The organism is Novosphingobium sp. BL-S-20 (assembly GCF_055521635.1).
This window is the reverse complement of sequence record NZ_CM145494.1, coordinates 2,447,342-2,468,911: the sequence shown is the minus strand read 5'-3', so window position 1 is coordinate 2,468,911 and position 21,570 is coordinate 2,447,342. Positions and strand designations below refer to the sequence as shown.

Below are 21,570 nucleotides of genomic sequence, written 5' to 3'. Positions count from 1 at the left end.
TCAAGCCTTCTGCTTGCGACGGAGTTCGGAACGAACGGAAAGATGCAGCGCGTCGGCAACCAGCGCGGCCTGTTCGGCAACGTGGCGCTTGGCGAGACCGGTGGCCGGCGAGGCCGAGGCATTGCGGCCGGCGTAGCGCGGACGGGGCTGGGCCACGCCTGCTTCGATGGCGGCAGCCTCGATCTGCGATTCGACGAAGAACCAGGAACCGTTGTTCTGCGGTTCTTCCTGACACCACACGACCTCTTCGAGGTTCGGCATGCGCGCAAGGCGCTTGGCCAGCGGCTCGCCCGGGAAGGGATAGAGCTGCTCGATGCGGATGATCTGGGTATCGTCGATCTCGGCGGCATCGCGGGCTTCGAGCAGGTCGTAGAAGACCTTGCCCGAGCACAGGATGACCTTCTTGGTCGCGGCGTCTTCCGAACCCTTGGGGTCGGACAGGATGCGCGAGAAGGTGCCGCTGGTGAACTCCGAGGCAGCCGACTTCGCCAGCGGGTGGCGGAGCAGCGACTTCGGGGTCATGATGATCAGCGGCTTGCGGAACGGGCGGTGCATCTGACGGCGCAGAACGTGGAAGTAGTTCGCGGGCGTCGTGATGTTGCAGACCTGGATGTTGTCCTGCGCGCAGAGCTGCAGGTAACGTTCCAGACGGGCCGACGAGTGCTCCGGTCCCTGGCCTTCGTAGCCGTGGGGCAGCAGCATGACGAGGCCGTTGGCGCGCAGCCACTTGGACTCGGCCGAGGCGACGTATTGGTCGATGATGATCTGCGCACCGTTGGCGAAGTCGCCGAACTGCGCTTCCCAGAGCACCAGCGTCTTCGGATCGGCGCTGGCAAAGCCGTACTCGAAGCCGAGCACGCCATATTCCGACAGCGTCGAGTTCAGCACTTCGAAGCGGCCGTGGGGCAGGGTGGTCAGCGGCGTGTACTTGCGCTCGTCCGTCTGGTCGACCCAGACCGAGTGACGCTGCGAGAAGGTGCCGCGTTCGCAGTCCTGGCCCGAGAGGCGCACGTTGTAGCCTTCGGTGACGAGGCTGCCGAAAGCGAGTGCTTCCGCCGTGGCCCAGTCGAAGCCGTCGCCCGACTTGAACATCTCTTCCTTGGCCGCGAGCACGCGGGCCAGCGTCTTGTGGACGGTCAGGCCTTCGGGAACCGTGGTCAGGGTACGGCCGAGGCTGTCGAACAGCTTGTTCTCGATCGTGGTGTCGACGTTGCGGCGCGCGGTTTCGGGATCGGCGGGCTTGTGGAAGCCGCTCCACTGGCCCGAGAACCAGTCGGCCTGGTTGGACTTGTAGGTCTTGGCCGCCTCGAACTGGTCTTCGAGGTGCGCGGTGAACTCCGCTTCCGTCTGCGACAGGAATGCGTCGTCGATGACGCCTTCCTGCTTCAGGCGATCGCCGTAGATCTTGCTGACCGGCGGGTGCTGGCGGATCTTCTGGTACATCAGCGGCTGCGTGAAACCGGGCTCGTCGCCTTCGTTGTGGCCGAAGCGGCGATAGCACCACATGTCGATCACGATGTCGCGGCCGAAGGTCTGGCGATAGTCGATCGCAAGCTTGCACGCGAAAGTCACGGCAGCCGGATCGTCGCCGTTGACGTGCAGGATCGGGGCCTGGACGCCCTTGGCCACGTCGGACGGGTACGGCGAGTTGCGCGCGAACTGCGGGCTCGTCGTGAAGCCGATCTGGTTGTTGATGATGAAGTGGATGCAACCGCCGGTGTTGTAGCCCTTCACGCCCGAGAGGCCGAAGCACTCCCAGATGATGCCCTGGCCGGCGAAGGCCGCGTCACCGTGGATCAGGACCGGCAGGACCTGCTTGTGCTTGGCGCCCGGACCGATGTCGTCGCCGATGTCGTCGGCGATGGTCTGGTAGGCGCGGACCTTGCCGAGCACGACCGGATCGACGGTTTCGAGGTGCGACGGGTTGGGCATCAGGCTCATGTGGACCTTGATGCCGTCGAACTCACGGTCGGCCGAAGTGCCGAGGTGGTACTTCACGTCGCCCGAGCCGCCCACGTCTTCGGGGTTGGCGGTGCCGCCCGAGAACTCGTGGAAGATCACCTTGTAGGGCTTGGCAAGGACGTTCGCGAGCACGTTCAGGCGGCCGCGGTGGGCCATGCCGTACACGATTTCCTTCACGCCCAGCGTGCCGCCGTACTTGATCACGGCTTCGAGCGCCGGGATCATGGCCTCGCCGCCGTCAAGGCCGAAGCGCTTGGTGCCGACGTACTTCTTGCCGAGGAACTTCTCGTACTGCTCACCGCGCACGACGGCCTGAAGGATGGCCTTCTTGCCTTCGGGGGTGAACTCGATTTCCTTGTCGGCGCCTTCCATCCGCTCCTGGAGGAAACGGCGTTCCTCGACATCGGCGATGTGCATGTATTCGAGGCCGACCTTGCCGCAATAGTTCGCGCGCAGGATCTGCACGATCTCGCGGACGGTCGCCCACTCCAGGCCGAGCGCACCGCCGACATAGACCTGACGGTCCTGCGCGGCGCCTACGAAGCCGTGGTATTCGGGGGTAAGGTCGGCGGGAAGCTGGCGCTGGTTGAGGCCGAGCGGGTCGAGTTCGGCAGCCAGGTGACCGCGCACGCGATAGGTGCGGATCAGCATCATGGCGCGGATGGCATCGGCCGCGGCTTCGTCTATGCGGGACTGATCGACCTTCTGACCGCCCTTGGCGGCGGCCTTCTCGATCTTGACCTTGAGGGCGCTGGGGTCGAGGCCCTGGGTCAGGTCGTCCTCGAACTCGGCGCCGACGAGCGGCCAGTTCTTGCGTTGCCAGCTCGGACCGGCCTGCGGGCCGTCGAGGATATCATCGGGGGTGAAGTCGAAACTTTCGTCGCCCATCGGGTGTCACCTTTTGTCGCGCCGGAAAACGGCCGGCGCTGCCAAATCTGTTATAGCGACCGATGGTCCCGAAAGGGGGGAGGGGCCGGTTCGTTCGCATCGCATCCGCTCGCGCCAACGCGCCGGATGGTCATGTGGGTCCGCAAGGCGGCACAGGTCCCGAAGGACACCGCGCCGCCCGCGGGGATGGATCAGGCGATTTCCTTGAGGACTTCCACAAGGGTTTCACCCAGCAGCGACGGCGAAGGCGAGACACGGATGCCTGCTTCTTCCATGGCTGCGATCTTGTCTTCGGCGCCGCCCTGGCCGCCCGAGACGATGGCACCGGCGTGGCCCATGCGGCGGCCCGGAGGCGCCGTGCGACCGGCGATGAAGCCGACCATCGGCTTCTTGCGGCCACGCTTGGCTTCGTCCTTGAGGAACTGGGCCGCTTCTTCTTCGGCGCTGCCGCCGATTTCGCCGATCATGATGATCGACTTGGTGGCGTCGTCGGCCAGGAACAGTTCCAGCACGTCGATGAAGTTGGTGCCGTTGACCGGGTCGCCGCCGATGCCGACTGCGGTGGTCTGGCCGAGGCCGGCGTTGGTGGTCTGGAACACGGCTTCATAGGTGAGCGTGCCCGAGCGCGAGACGACGCCGACCGAACCCTTGGAGAAGATGCTGCCGGGCATGATGCCGATCTTGCATTCGCCGGGGGTGAGAACGCCGGGGCAGTTCGGGCCGATCAGGCGCGACTTCGAACCCGAAAGGGCGCGCTTCACGCGAACCATGTCGAGAACCGGAACGCCTTCGGTGATCGCGACGATCAGTTCCATCTCGGCGTCGATCGCTTCGAGGATGGCGTCGGCGCAGCCTGCGGGCGGCACGTAGATGCACGAGGCGGTGGCGCCGGTCGCGGCCTTGGCTTCGGCGACGGTGTCGTACTGGGGCAGGTCAAGGTGGCTGGTGCCGCCCTTGCCGGGGGTGACGCCGGCAACCATCTGGGTGCCGTAGGCCAGCGCGGCTTCGGTGTGGAAGCTGCCGGTCTTGCCGGTCATACCCTGGGTAATGACCTTGGTGTTCTTGTCGACGAGAATGGACATAGGTCGATCCTAATTCCTGTTCCTGGTGTAGGCCGATTCCGGCTTGAGTAGCGCCATGGCGCAAATTCCGCGAAGTGCAACCGCCCCAGTGTTAAAATCAACGGCCGAATGGCCGAAGACCCCGCCCGCCCCGTGCGATCACGGGGCGGGCGGGGCCGTCATTGTTCGGATCAGGCCAGCGAGGGGTCGATGCCCTTGCAGGCGACCAGCAGTTCCTTGACCGCGTCGACCGAGACCTGGAGATTGGCCTTGGCTTCGTCGTCCAGAGCGATCTCGACGATTTCCTCGACGCCGTTGGCGCCGATCACGGCGGGAACGCCGACGTAGAGACCGTCAACGCCGTACTGGCCGTCGACGTAAGCGGCGATCGGCAGGATGCGCTTCTGGTCGTTGAGGTAGGCTTCGGCCATGGCGATGCCCGAGGCGGCAGGGGCGTAGAAGGCCGAGCCGGTCTTGAGCAGGCCGACGATCTCGCCGCCGCCCGAACGGGTGCGCTGTACGATCGCGTCGATCTTTTCCTGGGTGGTGCGGCCCTGCTTGATGAGGTCGGGAACCGGGATGCCGTTGACGGTCGAGTACTGCACGACCGGGACCATGGTGTCGCCGTGGCCGCCGAGCACGAAAGTGTTCACGTCGCGGATCGAGACACCGAATTCCCAGGCGAGGAAGGTCGAGAAGCGGGCCGAGTCGAGCACGCCGGCCATGCCGACGACCTTGTTCGCGGGCAGGCCCGAGAATTCGCGCAGCGCCCAGACCATCGCGTCGAGCGGGTTGGTGATGCAGATCACGAAAGCGTCGGGTGCATTGGCGGCGATGCCTTCGCCGACCGACTTCATCACCTTGAGGTTGATGCCCAGCAGGTCGTCGCGGCTCATGCCGGGCTTGCGGGCGACACCGGCGGTGACGATGATGACGTCGGCGCCGGCGATGTCGGCATAGTCGTTGGTGCCGGTGATCTTGGCGTCGAAGCCTTCGACCGGGCCGCACTGCGACAGGTCGAGCGCCTTGCCCTGCGGCAGACCTTCGGCAACGTCGAAGAGGACGATGTCGCCCAGTTCCTTCTGCGCGGCGAGGTGCGCGAGGGTGCCGCCGATGTTGCCGGCGCCGATGAGGGCAATCTTCTTACGAGCCATGATGCTTGCTTGTCCTTCCCAAAGGCGGGACCTACGGACGAAAAGGCGGCCTGCTCTTGTCCCGCTGAGGCAGGCGCCGGTGTTCAACGAGGGGCGGCCTACGCCCCCCGAACCGACATTGCAACCGGGAAAAGCCTGCGGGAAAGGCTCATGCGTCGCTTTTTACTGATAATAGTTCGCAATTGCAATAAGTCACGGAAGTGCGCGGAAATCGCGGCCCGAAACGCAGGTTTCGGCCTCTTTTCCGCAACCGTCGGGGCGCAGATTGCATCCCTCGCATTCGGTCTCAGTCTCTCGCACGCCCCGATGACGGGCAAGCGTCCCCGCAGGCGAGTCGCCCCGAGGAAAGGGCAGACGGTCGCGCCGCGCGGTTGAGGTTTAGGCTATTGTAGAGGGAGGAACTGAACGGCGGGTGTCGCCGGTCTTGCGGAATGTTGCCGCGTCCTATGGGTTGGAGCGGCAGGCCTCGATCGCTTCGCTCACCAGGCCATCGAGCAAGGTGTTGCTGGAAGGAGCTGAAAATGCTTCGAGGTCGTCAGTCAGGGAAGCGTCCGCGACCAGAATGGCGGCTTCGAGAAGGGGCATGCTGATGGCGTCGCCCGCCAGTTCCCGCTTTACGAGGGGCAGGGCGACGGCACGGTCGAGCATGGCGATCCCCAGTAGTGCCTCCGCGCGGACGGCAGGTTCCTCGTCCGCAGTTGCGCCGATCAACGTTTCGCGAACATCCGGTCGGTCGAGTTCGAGTTGCGACAGAAGCATGGTGGCCCAGTCGCGATTGGATGGATCGCGATCGCGCGTCATTTCCATGAGCCGCATCAGGTTGGTTTCACCGAAGTCGGGATCGCCGAAAGGGACGGTGTCGTCGATGATCGCCTGGAGGAAATCGGATGGTGGAAGATAGCGCTCGCTCATGGTGTGATGATGCCATTGAGGCGGGCGTTGGGCCATCGCGTCTTATCGAACGTCCTCACCCGTTCCGGGCGATGCGCTGGGCGAAGGCGTCGGCCATGCGGCGGTCGAGCTGGCGGCAGATGGCGATCCACCAGGTGCAGGACACTTCGTCCCCGGCGAGGCGGGCGGCGGCGGCATGGGCGCGGGCATGGGCGGCGGCGGAGAGGCCGTGGCGGGCGAAGTGGCGCAGGGCCTCGGCGAAGATGCGCTCGTTGGCGGTATCCGCCGTCGCTTCGCGAATGCGGCGGTGCAGGCGAGCGCGGGCCGGGGAATTGTCGTTGGCGGCGCAGAGCGGCACCGAGGGGCAGAGCGCGCGCACGAGCACGGGACAGGAGCCATTCCGGGCGGCGGAAAAGCGGATTGCCATGGTGAGAAGTGCGCCTCGTTTCTTGGAGACGCTCAGGGGCGGCGTCCCGGAGGCTCTTTATAGGAGGAAGCCGCTAAGCCTTGGTGAGAGCCTATGGTTGCTAAAACCTTGCCGCCGACACCGGAGGTTTACTCTCAATGTGTGGGCTGGGCGATCCATTTGCCGGAATTGGCATATTCCGGACGGACGGTCGCTTCCGGCAGGTTGCGGGCGCGGTAGAGGTCCTCGCCGCCGCGTTCGCGCACGTCGCTGGAATAGAGCGGGGCCTGAGCCGGGGCTGCGGGTGCCGTCACCGTCTCTAGCCGCGCAGGTGCGGAAGCCTCGAAGGCGCGCTGCACCGCCAGCGGGTCGAGCGCGGCATTGGCGAGGGCGCTGGCGGCGGAATCGTCGCGGCGATGCGGGGCGGCGAGCGGTTCGCCGCCGAGATAGGCGAAGCGGAACGAGGCCGGGTTCCCCGCCGCGCCGTTGAAGGCATAGAAGCGATGCGCGCCGATCGTCGTCAGGTAGTGGAGGCTCGGCGCCCAGTAGGGATTGACCTGGATCGTGTGGTAATGCGTCGCCAGCCCGATCGGCGCGTAGACGTAGCCGGACAGCGCGGCGCGGGCGACATCCTCTGCCCGCTGCCAGAAATATCGCTGCGGGGCGCGGGCCAGCGAGCCGTCGCAGGTAAAGGAGAACTGGCAGCCGGTCGGCCGCTCCGAGCCCTGGTAGACGACGCCGCAGACGGTCTTGGGATAGGCCGGATGGGCCACGCGGTTGAGCACGACTTGCGCCACTGCGCGCTGGCCGCCGTCCGGTTCGCTGGCGGCCTCGTAATAGATCGCGGCGGTGAGGCACTGGAGCGCGCGGCTGCGGTCGACGCCGGAGTTGTCGATCCGGAAGGCGCGGGCGACGGGGCCGCTCGCCGCATACTCCGCGTCTGAATGGATGCCTTCGCCGATCTTCAGCACCGGCTGTTCGGCTTCGAGATAGTAATAGGCCGAGCCGGGGAAGCTGGCGCCCGCCTGCTCGAAGGGCATCGGCAGCACCGGCGGCTGCGCGGTTTCGGCCCCCGCTACGGTGAAGCCGTCCCATCCGGTGAGCGGCGGCGAGGCGAAGGCGGGCAGGGCCACGGCCACGAGCGCCGCCGCGCCGAGCGACCAACGGCGACGCCGCCGCTGGAGCCGCCGCCGTCCGCCGCGCACGAAATTCCCCTGGAAATCGCGCGGGCGCGGCTCCCAGGTTTCGGGGCAGGAGGGAAGGGCGGCAGCGGTCAATTCGGGTCCTCTCGGGCGCGGCTTCAACGAGGCGCACTTCGCGCCTACTCTGCTTCGGCGCGCTCGGCATCTGCCCAGATCGGCGCGTCCCGAAGCGGTACAGCCGGGAGGGATAGCGTGAATCGCTTAAGACTTTCTTGGGGATTTGCCCCGGCGATGCCCGAGCACCGCGCTTTCCGCACCGCTTGCCAATCCCCGCATCGCCCGGTAATTCGCGCGATACGTCATGGGTGGCCCGCAATCGGGCCTCAAAAGGGAATTCGGCGCAAGTCCGAAGCTGCCCCCGCAACTGTGACCGGGGAGCGCCCCTTCCAAGCGATGCCACTGGGTCACACCGGGAAGGCGGGAGCGGCGCGACGATCCGGGAGCCAGGAGACCTGCCTTTGACGGTCGTTCCGCAGCCGGGCGGGGTGTCCCGGCATGCAGCGAGCAGACGCGCGAAGGAAAACGCGCGCGGCTCCGCCATGGACGGCACAAGTCGTTCAGGTTGGAGGAATACGCGTGAAGTACCTGTTTCTGCTGGGCACCGCCCTTGCGGTCTCTACCCCCGTTGTCACCCCCGCATTTGCGGACGAGGCGGCCATCGACAATATCGTTGTCACCGCGACGCGCACCGAAACGCCGGTGAGCGAGATCGGCCAGTCTGTCTCGGTCGTCACCCGCGAGGATATCGAGCGCACCCAGGCGGTCACCGCGACCGACATTCTGGCACGCCTGCCGGGCGTGACCTTCACCCAGTCCGGCGGCTTCGGCCAGCCCGCCAGCGTCTTCATCCGCGGCGCCGAGAACGCCCAGAGCCTGGTGCTGATCGACGGCGTGCGGATCAACGATCCGGGCGATGTCGGCGGCGGCTTCGACTTCGGCAGCCTGACCGTCGGCCAGTTCGACCGCATCGAAGTGGTGCGCGGTTCCTCGGGCGTGCTCTGGGGCAGCCGCGCCATCGGCGGCGTGATCAACCTCATCACCGCGCGCCCGACCGACGAGTGGACCGCGCGCGGCCAGGCCGAGTACGGCTGGCGCGACCAGAAGCAGCTCGGCGCCTCGGCGGCGGGCAAGGTGGGGCCGGTCGGGCTGACGCTCGGCGGAAACTGGCTCAAGGGCGACGGCTATTCGGCCTTCGACGAACGCCTCGGCGGCAAGGAGAAGGACGGCTTCGAGAGCAAGAGCGCCAATGCCCGCGCCGAAGTCGAGCTGGTGGAGGGCCTCTCCGCCGATGCCGGGACCTACTGGACCAAGGCCAACTACGATTACGACAATACCGGCGCCGATGCCCTGAACGTGGGCATGAAGCGCGACACGGTGGGTTATGCGAACCTTCGCTACAAGGGCCTTGATGGCCGCCTGACCGCGCGCATGGGCTACGGCCTTACCGACACGCGCCGCATCTCGGACGACGAAGTCTTCGGCCCCTATACCACCAATGGCCGCGCCGACCGCTTCGAGGGGCAGGTTTCCTTCACGCCGATCGAGATGGCGAGCCTTCTCGTCGGCGCCGAGACCGAGAAGCAGAAGTTCTCGGACAACTACGGTTCGAAGGATTCGACCTCGATCGACAGCTACTTCGGCATGCTGACCCTGCGTCCGCTGACCGGCCTGACCCTGAACGGCGGGCTGCGCTACGACGACAATTCGGACTTCGGCCACAAGACCACCTTCTCGGCGAACGGCGGCTGGGTGACCGGCGGCGGCGAGAGCGCGCCGATCCTGCGCGCCAGCTACGGCGAGGGCTTCAAGGCGCCGTCGCTCTACCAGCTCTATACCAATGCCGGTTTCCGCGCGCTCGATCCCGAGACCTCGAAGTCCTGGGACGTGGGCGTCGAGCAGCCCTTCGCGGAAGGGCACGGCACGTTCTCGGTCACCTACTTCGACCGCAAGACCAAGAACCTGATCGACTACGACTATGCCGAGTGGAACTACTATAACGTCGGGCGCGCCCGCGCCAAGGGCGTGGAACTGGGCATGCAGGTGAGCGACTGGGAAGGCTTCGACATGAGCCTTTCCGCCACGTATCTCGATGCCACCAACGAGGACACCGGCGCCCGGCTCGCCCGCCGTCCCAAGACCAACCTCTACGCCAGCCTCGACAAGCACTGGTCGGACGGTTTCCGCCTCGGCGCGGATCTGCGCGTGGGCGGGGGGCGCTATGACGACGTGGCGAACGCCTATTATCTCGGCGGCAATGTCGTGGTCGGCCTGCGCGCGGCCTACGACGTGACGCAGAACATCCAGCTCTACGGCCGGGTCGAGAACCTGTTCGACGAGCACTACGAAGTGGTGCGGACTTATGGCACGCCGGGCCGCGCGGCTTACGCCGGGGTCCGGGTGAAGATGTGACGCCGCAGCTTTCCCTCAAGGGAGGGGAAGGCCTTTGAAACGCGGGAATCTTGTCGTTCTTGCCGCCGTGCTGGGTCTTTCCGGCGCGGTGGCGGGGTGCGGCGACGGTACCGGGAGCGAGGCGGTGACGGGCGCGCGCAGCGACGCGCAGCCCACCATCGTCTCGCTCAATCCCTGCACCGACGCGATCCTCGCAGAAGTGACCGGACCGGGGCAGTTGCTGGCGATTTCCAGCTACAGCCGCGATCCGGAAAGCAGCTCGATGCCGATGGCCGAAGCGCACCGCTACCGCGCGATCTCGGGCACGGTGGAGGAAGTGGCGACGATCCGCCCGAAAGTGGTCGTCGCCAGCGCCTTCCTCGATCCGGCGAGCGAGGGGGCGTTCCAGCGGCTCGGCTATCGTCTGGTGAAGATGCCGATCGCTTCGGACATCGCTTCCGCGCGCGAGCAGGTGCGCGAACTGGCGCGTCTGGCGGGCCATCCCGAGCGCGGCGAGCGGCTGGTGGCGCGCATCGATGCCGCCTTGCGCCGCACCGCAGCGCCTTCGGGTTATCGCAAAATTCCGGCACTTATGTGGGAATCCGGTGGACTGGTAGCAGGCGACCGGACCCTGATCGTTGACATGATGCAGCACACCGGCTTTACGAATGTTGCCGGCGCGCGAGGCCTCTCCCAGGCCGATTTCCTGCCCCTGGAGCACGTGCTGGCGGACCCGCCGCGCGTGGTCTTTGCGGTAGGCGATCCGCTCGCCGAGGAGGACCGAATGCTGCACCACCCGGCGCTTTCCGCGCTGACCAGTACCCGGCGTTTCATGCTGAGCCGCTCCATCCTGTGGTGCGGCGGGCCGACGATCCCGCATGCGCTGGACGAACTGGCGGCGGCACGGCGGGCGATGGGTTCGGCGCAGCCCCTCGCTGACAGGCCAATCCTCCAAAGGACTGTTTCTCTCTCGCCATGAACCTGCGTTTCGTCCTGCTACTGGCTCTCGCGCTCCTTGTCGCGGTGCCCTTGTCGCTGCTGGCGGGCCGCGTGTGGATCAACCCCTTTTCCCCGGAACTTCAGAACGCCTCGGTGATCCTGGTGCAACTGCGCCTGCCGCGCGCGGTGCTGGCGCTCGTGCTTGGCGCGGGTCTGGGCGCGGCGGGGGCGGCGATGCAGGGCTACTTGCGCAACCCGCTGGCCGACCCGGGCCTGTTCGGCATCGCACCGGGGGCGGCGCTGGGTGCGGTGCTCAGTTTCTGGACCGGCTATGCCGCGGCACCGTGGATGCTGCCGCTCTTTGCGCTGATCGGCGCGGGCGGGGCGATGACCCTGCTGGCGCTGATCGCCGGGCGCGGCGGCGGCGTGGCGCTGTTCACGCTGGCCGGGCTGATGGTCTCCAGCCTCGCGGGCGCGCTGATGAGCCTGGCGATCAGCCTCACGCCTTCGCCCTTCGCCATGAGCGAGATCGTCACCTGGATGATGGGTTCGCTGGCCGACCGCTCCTGGCACGAGGTCTGGATCGCGACGCCGCTGACCCTGACCGGCCTCGGCGTGCTGTTCTACGCCGGGCGGGACCTCGATGCGATGACCCTCGGCGAGATGGCCGCCCGCTCGCTCGGCGTGGAGCCGCTGCGACTTCAGGCGCTGATGATCCTCGGCGTCGGCCTGATCGTCGGTTCGGGCGTGGCGGTGGCCGGGATCATCGGCTTCGTAGGCCTCATGGTGCCGCATCTCGTGCGTCCGATGACCGACCGCAAGCCGTCCTCGCTGCTCGTGCCTTCCGCCGTGGCGGGGGCGCTGCTGCTGCTCTTCGCCGACTGCCTTTGCCGCATCTTGCCGCTCGCGGGCGGGGAACTGCGCCTCGGCATCGCGCTCAGCCTGCTCGGCGCACCGTTCTTCCTGCGGCTGCTGCTGAAGATGCGGCGGGGGATGGTGGCATGAGCTTCGGCGCCGACAACGTTACCGTCGCAGGCCGCCTCGACGGCGTTTCGCTCAATTGCCGCCGGGGCATGATCACCGCGATCTGCGGCCCTAACGGCGCGGGCAAGTCCACGCTGCTTTCGGTGATCGCCGGACTGGTCAAACCCGATTCCGGGCGCGCGGTGATGGGCGGGCGCGCGCTCACCGCTGTCTCGCTCGCCCAGCGCGCGCAGTGGATCGGCTATCTGCCGCAGACGCCGGAAGTGGCCTGGGATGTCTCGGTGGAAGTGCTGATCTCGCTCGGCCGCCTGCCCTGGCGCGGCGCTCCCGCCGCCGAGACGCAGGCCGCGATCGAGGACGCCATCGCCGCGATGGACCTTCAGGACCTGCGCCACCGTCCGGTCTCGACCCTCTCCGGCGGCGAACGCGCCCGCGCGCTGATGGCCCGTGTGCTGGCGACCCAGCCCGGCTGGCTGCTCGCCGACGAGCCGTTCGCCAGCCTCGACCTCGCTCACGGCCTCGCGCTGATGCAGCGCTTCCGCCAGCAGGCACGGGCGGGGAAGGGCGTGGTGATCGTCCTCCACGACCTGGCGACGGCGATGAACCACGCCGATCAGGTCCTGGTGCTGGCCAAGGGCCGGGTTGAGGCGGAAGGCCCGCCCGAAATGGCCCTCTCGCGCGAGGTCGTCAGCCGCGTGTGGAACTGCCCGGCGCACTGGCTCGGCGACCCCGGCGAACGCGCCCTCTCGATCGGCGCCCCGGCCCCGCTGGCGGTGGATTTCCGGCAGCAGTTTTAAACGACGCCGGATTAAAACTCTGTCGTCATCCCAGCGAAAGCTGGGACCGCTGTCGGTTTACGCTAGGCTGCGGAGATGGGCGGCTGGACCTACATTCTCACGAACAAGCCGCGCGGCGTTCTCTATATCGGCGTGACCGGCAATCTCGCCGTGCGGATGATGCAGCACCATGCGGGAACGGGTTCCGGTTTTTGCCGGAAGTATGGGCTGAAGCGGCTGGTTCTGATCGAGGAGCATGGTGAGATTGCTGCTGCGATAAAGCGTGAGAAAGCGCTCAAGGCGTGGAAGCGGGATTGGAAGATCGCGCTTATTGAAGAGCGCAATCCATCGTGGAGCGATCTCTTTGAGCTTCTATTCTGAGGGGTGGCGCTTGGCTGACAGCGGTCCCAGCTTTCGCTGGGATGACGGGGTAGGGTGCATACAGAAACGCCGCCCCGTTTCCGGAGCGGCGTCTTGCAGAGTTCAATCCGGCTTACTGAGCCTTCGGCGCCAGACCGCGCGCTTCCAGCATCGGTTCGACTTGCGGGTCATGCCCGGTGAAGTCGCGGTAGAGTTCCGCGAAGTCCTTCGTGTGGCCCTGGCCGAGGAACGACTTGCGGATATGGTCGCCGTTGGCGCGGGTCATGCCGCCGTGCTTGACCACCCAGTCCCAGCCGTCGTGCGCCAGCATCTCGGTCCAGATGTACGAGTAATAGCCCGCGGCATAGCCGTTGTCCCAGATATGGCGGAAATACGGGGTCTTGTAGCGCGGCGGGATCAGGTCGGTGTTGAGACCCGTGGCGGCCAGCGCCTTCGCCTCGAAGGCCATCGGCGGCTGCGCGGCTTCTTCCGGCGAGAGCTGGTGCCACTGGATGTCGAGCATCGCCGCCGACAGCGTCTCGCCCAGCGCGAAGCCCTGGTTGAAGGTCTTGGCCGCCTCGATCTTGGCGATCAGTTCGGGCGGGATCGTCGCGCCGGTCTGGTAGTGCTTGGCATAGTGGTTCAGCACCGAGGGGATCGTCGCGAAGTTCTCGTTGAACTGGCTGGGGAACTCCACGAAGTCGGTCGCGGTGTTGGTGCCCGAGAGCGAGGGGTACTTCTGGCTGGCGAAGAAGCCGTGCAGCGCGTGGCCGAATTCGTGGAACATCGTCTCCACGTCGTCGAAGCTGGCGAGCGCGGGTTCGCCATCGGCGGGCGGGGCGATGTTCAGGGTGTTGCTGACGACCGGCTTCTCGCCGAGCAGGTAGGACTGCTCGACGTAGTTGTTCATCCAGGCGCCGCCCTTCTTGTTGGAGCGCGCGAAGGGATCGTAATAGAAGATCGCCAGCGACTTGCCGTCGGCGTCGAACACTTCGTAGGCGCGCATCGTCGGGTGATAGACCGGCAGGTCGGTGCGGCGCTTGAAGGTCAGGCCGTACGTCTGGTTGGCGGCATAGAACACGCCGTCTTCCAGCGTGCGCCAGACTTCGAAGTAGGGCTTGATCTGGTTTTCATCGAGGTCGTACTTCGCCTTGCGGACCTTCTCGGCGTAGTAGGACCAGTCCCACGGCTCCAGCTTGATATTCTGACCGTCAGCTTTTGCGGCGGCTTCGAGCAGGGCGGCTTCGCGGTCCTGCGTGGCGCGCAGGGCGGGGACGAAGCCCTTCATGAATTCCATCGCCTTTTCGGGCGTCTTCACCATGCGGTCGTACATCTGGTAGGTGGCGAAGTCGGGCGCGCCGAGCAGCTTGGCCTTCTTCGCGCGCAGCACCGCCATCTGGGTGACCATCGCGGTGGTGTCGTATTCGTCGCCGCCCGAGGTGCGGTTCACGCTGGCATCCCACAGCTTCTTGCGGCTGGCGCGGTTGTTGAGGCTGGTGAGCGCGGCCTGCTGGGTGGTGTTGCCCAGGGCCAGCATGAACTTGCCGGCATGGCCCTTCTCGGCAGCGAGCTTGGCGGCGGCGGCGATCTCGGCCTGCGACAGACCGTCCAGTTCGGCAGCGCTGTCGAAGATCGGTGCCTTGGCGGCGGTGGCGATCGTCAGCTTCTGCGAGAACGCGGTTTCCAGCTTGGCGATCTGAAGGTTCATCGCCTTCAGCTCGACCTTCTGCTCGGCTGAAAGCAGGGCGCCGCGGTGGACGAACTTGTCGTAGGTCGTCGCCAGCAGCATGGCGTCCTCGCCGGTCAGGGCTTTCCCTTCCGCGCTGTCATGGACGGCCTTCACGCGGGCGAAGAGCGCATCGTCGAGATAGATGTCGTCGTTCAGCGCGGAAATCTGCGGGCTGACCGCCGTATCGACGGCATCGAGCGCGTCGCTGGTATTGGCCGAGGTAAGCTGGCTGAACACGTTGTAGACGCGGTCGAACAGGGTGCCGGCGCGCTGCATCGCGACGATCGTGTTCTCGAAGGTCGGGACCGAGCGGACGACGGTGATGGCACGAATCTCGCGGCGCTTGGCGGCAATGCCGGCCTCGATCGCGGGTTGCCAGTCGGCGTCCTTGTACTGGGCGAAGTCCGGGGCATGGAGCGGCAGCGCGCTGGGCTTGGCGAAGGGACCGGTGTACGCCGCAGCAGCGGTCTTTTCAGCAGTCTTCGCGCCCGCAGTCTTCGCCATCGCCGTCACGGAAAATCCTCCAAGCAGGGCGGCACCGAGCACGAGGGGAGCGGCGGCGGCCATGAGCCGGGTCTTCATCGTCGTTTTCTCCTGGCTTCGGCAATCGGAAGGAAGTCGCCGAAGGAAGACTGGCAGCCTCCCTGAAGCGGCACGGATGGATTGCCGAGGTAATCGAGGAGCGGGGTTGAAGCGCAGAAAACCGGGGGTTGCAAGCGCAGGTCGGGCCTGCGGAAGCACATTGCGCAAATGACGTATACGACATTTCCTGCCGCACACGAATACGCGCCGGAGCGCAATCAAGTTACGCTCCGGCACGCCGTCCGGTCGGTCCAACAGGGGATTCGGCCGACAGGGAAGGGAGGCTTTTTGGCTGGTGCGGGTCAGCCGGTGCGAAAGCGACCGTTGGTCCATACGAGCATGGGATCGGTGCCGTCCTCATGGTCGCGGCGATGTTCCTCGCGCTTGCGGTCCAGGATCAGCGATCCCGTTTTGCGCGCGAAACGGCTGCGGCGAAACGGAATTTCGGCTCCGATGTTCATTTCAGGCTCTCCTCTTTGGAGGAGAAACGCGGCCGCGAGGGAAAAGTTCCCGGAGAGGCAGGTCGTTTTCCTCCTATCGATACATACCGCTTCGTCGCCCCCGCGAAGGCGGGGGCGACGACTGAGACGGGAGACTATGGGGCCTACACCGATGTGCGTGTCAGGCTGGCAAGCCGAGCGGGAAGGGCAGTCGGGTCCCCATCGCCGCATCGGCCAAAGTATGCGCGTCCAGTTCCGACAGAAACGCGCCCATCGCCTTGCGCAGCAGCGCGGTCAGCCCGCAGGCGCCTTGAAGCAGGCAGTTGCCGCAATCGGCGGGGCTCATGTTCGGCTCCGTCAGCCGCACGACTTCGCCCAGCGTGATCGCGCTGGCCGGGCGGCCGAGGCGGAAGCCGCCGTTCCGCCCGCGCACCGTCTCCAGCAGGCCCGCATTGCCGAGCAGGTTCACCACTTTCATCGCATGGTTGCGCGAGATCGCATGGGCCTCCGCCACTTGCGCGATCGAGAACAGCCGCTCGGGTTCGACGGCGGCGTGGAGCAGGATGCGCAGGGCGTAGTCGGTGTGCGCGGTGAGGCGCAAGGCGGCTTCTCCGAAAAATGATGCACTACATTTACATCTTTTTGGATCGGCGTATAGATGCATCCAGTTTGCATCTTTTAAGAGGACGAATCGAAATGGCCGCTCCGCTCAGCGAACAGACCGTCGCCATCATCAAGGCGACTGCACCCGCGCTCCAGCAGCACGGGGTGGAGATCACCACGCGCATGTACGAACGCCTGTTTCGCAACGAGGAGGTGCGCGCGATGTTCGATCAGGCCGCGCAGGATTCGGGCGAGCAGCCGCGCCGTCTCGCCGCCGCGATCCTCGGCTATGCGCAGAACGTGGACAAGCTCCAGAACCTCACCGGCGCGGTGGCGCGGATGGTGCAGCGCCATGTCGATACCGGCGTGAAGGCCGAGCACTATCCGCTGGTGGCCGAAGCCCTGCTCCCAGCGATCCGCGACGTGCTGGGCGAGGCGGCCACCGACGAAGTGCTCGCCGCCTGGGGCGAGGCCTACTGGTTCCTCGCCGATATCCTGATCGGCAAGGAAGCCGAAGCTTACGCCGACCTCGAAGCCGCCTGATCCTCCCCCGCCGGGGGAGGGGGACCACCCGAAGGGTGGTGGAGGGGCACCCCCGGCTTACACAAGAATGCCTGAAGAACTACCGCGTCCCCACGCCGGTCTCGAACTGAGACTGGAGGTTCGCCAAAGTCGCGCCCGATACCGGCGCCAGTTCCTTCGCCGCCTTGCCCTTGCGCAAGGCGGCGCGGTCCTTTTCGGCAGGCTCGACCACGCGCACCCGCACCGCCGCCTTGCCCTTGCCGCGCACGCCCAGCGCTTCCGCGGCGCCGCGCGAGAGGTCGATGATCCGCGCGCTTTCCCCGAACGGTCCGCGATCGTTGATGCGCACCAGGATGCGGCGGCCGGTATCGAGCGAAGTGACTTCGACATAGCTCGGCAGCGGCAGGGTCTTGTGCGCGGCGGTCAGCCAGCTCGGGCGGAAGCGCTCGCCGTTGGCGACCTGGTTGCCGGATTCGCCCCCGTACCACGTCGCATAGCCCAGCACGTCGTAGCCCGGCTGGCTGGCGGGCGTGTAGGTCGTGCCGCGCACCTTGTAGGGCGCGCCGACGCGGACCGGAGTGTCGCTGACGGGCCGGAACTTCGTGCCGCCGCCGCAGGCCGCGAGTGCCGCGCAGAGGACGATTGCGAATGCGGGCCTGAACGCCCCCGTTAAACTGCCGCTCATGCGCGGGTCCTAGCCTTGGGGATGGCAGGCTGTCCATGCCGGTGCCTATCCCTTTTGGGGGGAACCGCGCAGTGCCGGGGCAGGTTGTGCAGGGTCGAAGGAGTCATGCATGTTCAAGTCGATAGCCGTGGCCACGCGCGACCGGGGGCGGATGGCCGAAGTCTCGGCGGTGATCGCCCGGTTCGGGCTGGACTCGCTGGCGGTGCGCCTGGGGCTGGGCGAAGGCGAGGCCGAGGAGGGCGCCGAACCGCGCGATCTGCCCAGTCGCACGCGGCGGGCGCTGGAAGCGCTCGGGCCGACGTATGTGAAGCTCGGCCAGATTCTCGCCACCCGGCGCGACCTGCTGACCGACCCGTGGATCGCCGCGTTCGAGCAGCTTCAGAGCGATGCCCCGCGCATTCCCTTCGAGGACCTCCGCGGCGAAGTGGAAGCTGCGCTCGGCGGGCCTCCGGAAAGCGTCTTCGCGCATTTCGATACGGAGCCGCTGGCCGCCGCCTCGATCGCGCAAGTCCACCGCGCGCGCTTGCAGGACGGCACCGAGGTCGTGGTGAAAATCCGCCGCCCCGGCATTCGCGCGCGGATGGAGGCGGACCTCAGGCTCATGCGCCACCTCGCCGCGCTGGCCGAGGCGCGCAGCCCGGTCGTGCGGCGGATGAAGCCCGCCGCGATGATCGAGCAACTCGGGCGCGAGATTCTCGACGAACTCGATTTCACCAATGAGGGCCGCAATGCCGACCTGCTGCGCGCCGATCTCGCCGCGCTGGAGCGGGTCACGGTGCCGCGCATCCACTGGGAATGGACCGGCGAGCAAGTGCTGGTCATGGACTATGTGGAGGGCATCCCTCCGCGCGATCCCGAGGCGCTCAGGGCGGCGGGCATCGACCCTTCGCGCATCGCCTCGCTCGGCGCGGAACTGGTGCTGGAGATGGTGCTCGTCAACGGCCGCTTCCACGCCGATCCGCATCCCGGCAACCTGCTCTGCCTGCCCGGCGATGGTTTGGCTCTCCTCGATCTCGGCTCGGTCGGCTTCGTCAGCCCGCGCCGCCAGCACGAGTTCCTGACCTTCATCCTCGCCTTGCGCAGCGGCGACCCCGGCGGCGTGGCGGACATGCTGGCGGCATGGTCGCAAAGCGGTGAGGTCCCGCGTGAAAAGCTGCTCAGCGCTTCCGAACGCCTCGTCGCGCGGCACGGCACCGGATCGCTGGTGCTGAACGCGATGGTCGCGGATTTCTTCCCGCTGCTGCGGCAGGAGGGGCTGGTGCTGCCGCCCGATCTCGTGCTGATCTTCAAGGCGATGGTGACGATGGACGGCGTGCTTTCCGGCATCGCCCCGGACTTCGACTTGTCGGATGCGCTCGGGCGGATGCGCGGCAAGCTGGTCGCCTCGCGGCTGCAGCGGCTAGCCGCGCCGGACAAGCTGGAGACGGCGCTGCTCGAACTCTCGCGCGTGGCGGAAGAGGCGCCGCGTTTCCTGCGGGCGGCCTCGGCGCGGATGGAAGCGCAACCAGTGCCCGCCCGTGATGACAGCACCGCGCGGGCGGTGAAAGGGGCCGGATGGCTGATCGGCGGCGCCGTGGTGCTCCACGCCGCCGCCGACCTGCTCATTCACTGGACCTGAGTTAGTTGCGCACCGCGTCCGACTTGTCGCGCGCGGCCTTGAACTCCGAGCCGGGCTTCCACTGCGGCCACTTGGCGGAACCTGCGAGTTCCTCGCCGATGGTGCGGATCAGCTCGACGTCCTGTACCGCGCCTTCCATCTTCCAGTCGGGCGACCAGGCGTCGCAGGCCTGATGGTAGCACTGGCCGGTATAGGCATCGATCCACGCCTGCCCCGCCTTGACGCCGCCTTCCTTCAGGTCGGCCGCCCCGGCAAGGCCCATCATCAGCATCACCGGCACGCCGCGCTTGGCGAAGGAGAAGTGGTCGGCGCGGTAGAACAGCCCGCGCTCGGGCAGGCTCTCGGCCGTCACGCGGCGGCCCTGCGTCGCGGCGACGCGCGCCATGTCGTCCTCCAGCGTGTCCTGCCCCTTGCCGATCACCGTCACGTCGTTCGCGGCACCGGCGGTCTGGAGCACGTCGATGGTGAGGTTGGCGACCGTCTTCTCCATCGGGAACACCGGGTTGGCGGCGTAGAATTCCGAACCGAGCAGCCCGCGCTCTTCCGCCGTCCAGGCCGCGAAGACGACCGTGCGCTGCGGCGCCGGCTCGCTCTTCATGACGCGGGCGATGTCGAGAATGCCGGCGATGCCGATACCGTCGTCATTGGCGCCCGCGCGGTAGATGCGGCCCTGCGCGTCGGGCGCGCCCTTGCCATAGGCGTCCCAGTGGGCGCCGAACATCACCACTTCGTCCTTGCGGGTGGTGCCGGGAATCTGCGCCAGCACGTTGTGGCTCATGACTTCCTCGTGGTTCACCGGAACTTCGGCATCGAACGTCACGCCCTTCAGTTCCACCGGCTTGAAGTCCGTCCGGCGCGCGGCGACCGAGAGCTTGGCAAGGTCCAGCCCGGCCGAGGCGAACAGCCGGGTAGAGGCATCGGCGGAGAGCCAGCCCTGCAGCGCCAGACTGGTGAGCTTGTCGGCCTCGCGCACGATATCGTAGTTCTCGCCGCCCGGACTGGTGACGACGTTCCAGCCGTAACCCGCGCCCGCCGTGTCATGCACGATCAGCGCGCCCACCGCGCCCTGCCGCGCGGCTTCCTCGAACTTGTAGGTCCAGCGGCCATAGTAGGTCATCGTCCGGCCGCCGAACTTGCCCGCGGCAGGCTCGCCCTTCTTTGCGTAGAAGTCCGGGTCGTTGATGAGGAAGACGACGACCTTGCCCTTGAGATCCATGCCCTTGAAGTCGTCCCAGCCGCGTTCCGGCGCATTCACCCCGTAACCGACGAAGACCACCGGGGCGCCCGCGATGCGCGCCGTGTCGCGTAATGTCGAGACATAGACGTCCTTGCCGACCGTCACCGGCATTGCCCCCTTGGGCCCCGCAAACGCGAGCGTCTTCGGCGCGCCCAGCTTGGTGTGCAGCAGCGGCACTTTCTGCACCCACTGGCCGTCCGGCCCGGCAGGCTGGAGGCCGATGTCCTGGAAGCGTGCGATCAGATAGCCGATGGTGCGCTCCTCACCCACGGTGCCCGGCGCGCGGCCCTCGAACGTGTCGGACGAGAGCGTCTTCACATCGGCGACCATGCGGTCGGCATCGATGGCCTCCCTCGCGACGGCAGAGTGAGAAACGCCCAAAAGCATGGTGGGTGCGAGCAGCGCGGCGACAGGCGCGAGGAGGAGCTTTGTCTTCATGACCAGCGCTTTTAGGCCGCAGGGCAGGGGAGGCAATAGAGTCGTGGTTCGGGGGCTTCTCTCCCTACCTAGCCGTCGCCCCCGCGAAGGCGGGGGCCCCGCTATCTGGAGGCACGACCTCACGCCTGAAGAAAAAAGCGGGGTCCCCGCCTACGCGGGGACGACGACTTGGGGTGGTTTTGCGATGGTCTGTTTTTCGGCATCTCCACCAGTAAAACCGACCTTCAGCTAGTCGCAGTGAGAAAGCGGCAAGGCACCGCGCTCTTGTGGAACTTCATGGACGTGCCATCTCGCGGATAGTTTTTCCACGGTAGCATCTGCAAAAGCCTTCGCTTCATGCAGGTCGTCACCGTTAAATCCTATCGCGATTTGATCTGTAGGCAGGCCCAGATTTCCAGCACCAAAGCTAAATGCACTTCCTCTCTCCGCTCCAATATTCACAGCGCGGTCATTTACGGGCACGTTTTTATTATCTGATGCGAGATTTTTTAATTCATCATGCGTTTGGCCGCTTCGATCAAAAAACTTCATTCGATATGATTGCGCGATTTCATTCATGAAACTGGTAAAAGCCGGAATTTCTTGTGGACCAGCGAGACAAAACTGAACCATGCGGAAAGGATGCTTCCCTTGGGAACAGCCTGCCAACCCTAAGATCAAAACACCAAGTATCGTAGCGCGGGAAACAAACCGCATGCCTTACCG

At 66.3% G+C, this 21,570-nt stretch carries 19 protein-coding genes and 1 riboswitch; of the genes, 7 read left to right on the top strand and 12 right to left on the bottom strand.

The features are described from left to right. From ACZ1II_RS19225 to ACZ1II_RS19200, 6 genes are all read right to left on the bottom strand, one after another. Nucleotides 1–2,850, bottom strand: a complete 2,850-nt coding sequence (locus tag ACZ1II_RS19225) for a 2-oxoglutarate dehydrogenase E1 component (protein ID WP_465145189.1) — start codon at nucleotides 2,848–2,850, stop codon at nucleotides 1–3. A gap of 191 nt (nucleotides 2,851–3,041) precedes the next feature. Further along, nucleotides 3,042–3,932, bottom strand: coding sequence for a succinate--CoA ligase subunit alpha (sucD, locus tag ACZ1II_RS19220; RefSeq protein WP_465145188.1), 891 nt, complete (start codon nucleotides 3,930–3,932; stop codon nucleotides 3,042–3,044). A gap of 170 nt (nucleotides 3,933–4,102) precedes the next feature. Next, entirely contained in the window at nucleotides 4,103–5,065 is a 963-nt protein-coding gene (gene mdh, locus ACZ1II_RS19215) for a malate dehydrogenase (protein ID WP_465145187.1), read from the bottom strand. A gap of 444 nt (nucleotides 5,066–5,509) precedes the next feature. Beyond that, nucleotides 5,510–5,977, bottom strand: a complete 468-nt coding sequence (locus ACZ1II_RS19210) for a HEAT repeat domain-containing protein (RefSeq protein WP_465145186.1) — start codon at nucleotides 5,975–5,977, stop codon at nucleotides 5,510–5,512. A gap of 55 nt (nucleotides 5,978–6,032) precedes the next feature. Beyond that, complete coding sequence (locus ACZ1II_RS19205; RefSeq protein WP_465145185.1) at nucleotides 6,033–6,383, bottom strand: hypothetical protein; 351 nt, start codon at nucleotides 6,381–6,383, stop codon at nucleotides 6,033–6,035. A gap of 134 nt (nucleotides 6,384–6,517) precedes the next feature. Further along, nucleotides 6,518–7,639 carry a cell wall hydrolase gene (locus ACZ1II_RS19200; protein WP_465145184.1) on the bottom strand — a complete coding sequence of 374 codons (1,122 nt, stop codon included), beginning with the start codon at nucleotides 7,637–7,639 and terminating at the stop codon, nucleotides 6,518–6,520. Nucleotides 7,640–7,850: 211 nt separating this feature from the next. After that, nucleotides 7,851–8,038, top strand: a riboswitch (cobalamin riboswitch). Between the two features lie 102 nt (nucleotides 8,039–8,140). Between ACZ1II_RS19200 and ACZ1II_RS19195 the strand changes: the two genes are divergently transcribed. The 5 genes from ACZ1II_RS19195 (at nucleotide 8,141) to ACZ1II_RS19175 (ending at nucleotide 13,032) form a co-directional block, all read left to right on the top strand. After that, nucleotides 8,141–9,973, top strand: coding sequence for a TonB-dependent receptor domain-containing protein (locus ACZ1II_RS19195; protein WP_465145183.1), 1,833 nt, complete (start codon nucleotides 8,141–8,143; stop codon nucleotides 9,971–9,973). A 34-nt stretch (nucleotides 9,974–10,007) separates the two neighbouring features. Beyond that, nucleotides 10,008–10,931, top strand: coding sequence for an ABC transporter substrate-binding protein (locus ACZ1II_RS19190; RefSeq protein ID WP_465145182.1), 924 nt, complete (start codon nucleotides 10,008–10,010; stop codon nucleotides 10,929–10,931). After that, nucleotides 10,928–11,896 carry a FecCD family ABC transporter permease gene (locus tag ACZ1II_RS19185; protein ID WP_465145181.1) on the top strand — a complete coding sequence of 323 codons (969 nt, stop codon included), beginning with the start codon at nucleotides 10,928–10,930 and terminating at the stop codon, nucleotides 11,894–11,896. The genes ACZ1II_RS19190 and ACZ1II_RS19185 overlap by 4 nt, the downstream gene beginning before the upstream one ends. Further along, entirely contained in the window at nucleotides 11,893–12,672 is a 780-nt protein-coding gene (locus ACZ1II_RS19180; protein WP_465145180.1) for an ABC transporter ATP-binding protein, read from the top strand. The genes ACZ1II_RS19185 and ACZ1II_RS19180 overlap by 4 nt, the downstream gene beginning before the upstream one ends. A 75-nt stretch (nucleotides 12,673–12,747) precedes the next feature. Beyond that, complete coding sequence (locus ACZ1II_RS19175; protein WP_465145179.1) at nucleotides 12,748–13,032, top strand: GIY-YIG nuclease family protein; 285 nt, start codon at nucleotides 12,748–12,750, stop codon at nucleotides 13,030–13,032. Nucleotides 13,033–13,144: 112 nt separating this feature from the next. On the opposite strand, the gene ACZ1II_RS19170 is transcribed toward ACZ1II_RS19175, so the two are convergent. From ACZ1II_RS19170 to ACZ1II_RS19160, 3 genes are all read right to left on the bottom strand, one after another. Further along, nucleotides 13,145–15,322 (bottom strand): M3 family metallopeptidase, encoded by a 2,178-nt coding sequence (locus tag ACZ1II_RS19170; protein ID WP_465145178.1) that lies wholly within the window; start codon nucleotides 15,320–15,322, stop codon nucleotides 13,145–13,147. Nucleotides 15,323–15,624: 302 nt separating this feature from the next. After that, nucleotides 15,625–15,783 carry a hypothetical protein gene (locus ACZ1II_RS19165; protein ID WP_465145177.1) on the bottom strand — a complete coding sequence of 53 codons (159 nt, stop codon included), beginning with the start codon at nucleotides 15,781–15,783 and terminating at the stop codon, nucleotides 15,625–15,627. 160 nt (nucleotides 15,784–15,943) lie between these two features. Next, nucleotides 15,944–16,363, bottom strand: a complete 420-nt coding sequence (locus ACZ1II_RS19160; protein WP_465145176.1) for an Rrf2 family transcriptional regulator — start codon at nucleotides 16,361–16,363, stop codon at nucleotides 15,944–15,946. Nucleotides 16,364–16,458: 95 nt separating this feature from the next. On the opposite strand from ACZ1II_RS19160, the gene ACZ1II_RS19155 reads away from it, so the two are divergent. Beyond that, nucleotides 16,459–16,908: a globin domain-containing protein gene (locus ACZ1II_RS19155; RefSeq protein WP_465145175.1), complete on the top strand. Its 450-nt coding sequence runs from the start codon at nucleotides 16,459–16,461 to the stop codon at nucleotides 16,906–16,908. Between the two features lie 79 nt (nucleotides 16,909–16,987). Here ACZ1II_RS19155 and ACZ1II_RS19150 read toward each other — a convergent pair whose 3' ends face one another. Next, a complete protein-coding gene (locus tag ACZ1II_RS19150; RefSeq protein ID WP_334182501.1) occupies nucleotides 16,988–17,572 on the bottom strand; it encodes a septal ring lytic transglycosylase RlpA family protein in 585 nt (194 codons plus the stop codon). 109 nt (nucleotides 17,573–17,681) lie between these two features. Here ACZ1II_RS19150 and ACZ1II_RS19145 point away from each other — a divergent pair, with 109 nt between their 5' ends. Continuing rightward, complete coding sequence (locus ACZ1II_RS19145) at nucleotides 17,682–19,190, top strand: ABC1 kinase family protein (protein WP_465145174.1); 1,509 nt, start codon at nucleotides 17,682–17,684, stop codon at nucleotides 19,188–19,190. Between the two features lies 1 nt (nucleotide 19,191). Here the strand turns inward: ACZ1II_RS19145 and ACZ1II_RS19140 are convergent, their stop codons facing one another. Then, a complete protein-coding gene (locus tag ACZ1II_RS19140) occupies nucleotides 19,192–20,865 on the bottom strand; it encodes a M28 family metallopeptidase (RefSeq protein WP_465145173.1) in 1,674 nt (557 codons plus the stop codon). Between the two features lie 228 nt (nucleotides 20,866–21,093). Next, nucleotides 21,094–21,561 (bottom strand): hypothetical protein, encoded by a 468-nt coding sequence (locus tag ACZ1II_RS19135; protein WP_465145172.1) that lies wholly within the window; start codon nucleotides 21,559–21,561, stop codon nucleotides 21,094–21,096. Nucleotides 21,562–21,570 lie beyond the last annotated feature (9 nt).

Coding starts and splice junctions, on each gene's coding strand:
- ACZ1II_RS19145 (WP_465145174.1), top strand. CDS start 17,682: ATGTTCAAGTCGATAGCCGTGGCCACGCGCGACCGGGGGCGGATGGCC.
- ACZ1II_RS19155 (WP_465145175.1), top strand. CDS start 16,459: ATGGCCGCTCCGCTCAGCGAACAGACCGTCGCCATCATCAAGGCGACT.
- ACZ1II_RS19180 (WP_465145180.1), top strand. CDS start 11,893: ATGAGCTTCGGCGCCGACAACGTTACCGTCGCAGGCCGCCTCGACGGC.
- ACZ1II_RS19170 (WP_465145178.1), bottom strand. CDS start 15,322: ATGAAGACCCGGCTCATGGCCGCCGCCGCTCCCCTCGTGCTCGGTGCC.
- ACZ1II_RS19205 (WP_465145185.1), bottom strand. CDS start 6,383: ATGGCAATCCGCTTTTCCGCCGCCCGGAATGGCTCCTGTCCCGTGCTC.
- ACZ1II_RS19185 (WP_465145181.1), top strand. CDS start 10,928: ATGAACCTGCGTTTCGTCCTGCTACTGGCTCTCGCGCTCCTTGTCGCG.
- ACZ1II_RS19140 (WP_465145173.1), bottom strand. CDS start 20,865: ATGAAGACAAAGCTCCTCCTCGCGCCTGTCGCCGCGCTGCTCGCACCC.
- ACZ1II_RS19135 (WP_465145172.1), bottom strand. CDS start 21,561: ATGCGGTTTGTTTCCCGCGCTACGATACTTGGTGTTTTGATCTTAGGG.
- ACZ1II_RS19165 (WP_465145177.1), bottom strand. CDS start 15,783: ATGAACATCGGAGCCGAAATTCCGTTTCGCCGCAGCCGTTTCGCGCGC.
- mdh (WP_465145187.1), bottom strand. CDS start 5,065: ATGGCTCGTAAGAAGATTGCCCTCATCGGCGCCGGCAACATCGGCGGC.
- ACZ1II_RS19150 (WP_334182501.1), bottom strand. CDS start 17,572: ATGAGCGGCAGTTTAACGGGGGCGTTCAGGCCCGCATTCGCAATCGTC.
- ACZ1II_RS19225 (WP_465145189.1), bottom strand. CDS start 2,850: ATGGGCGACGAAAGTTTCGACTTCACCCCCGATGATATCCTCGACGGC.
- sucD (WP_465145188.1), bottom strand. CDS start 3,932: ATGTCCATTCTCGTCGACAAGAACACCAAGGTCATTACCCAGGGTATG.
- ACZ1II_RS19210 (WP_465145186.1), bottom strand. CDS start 5,977: ATGAGCGAGCGCTATCTTCCACCATCCGATTTCCTCCAGGCGATCATC.
- ACZ1II_RS19175 (WP_465145179.1), top strand. CDS start 12,748: ATGGGCGGCTGGACCTACATTCTCACGAACAAGCCGCGCGGCGTTCTC.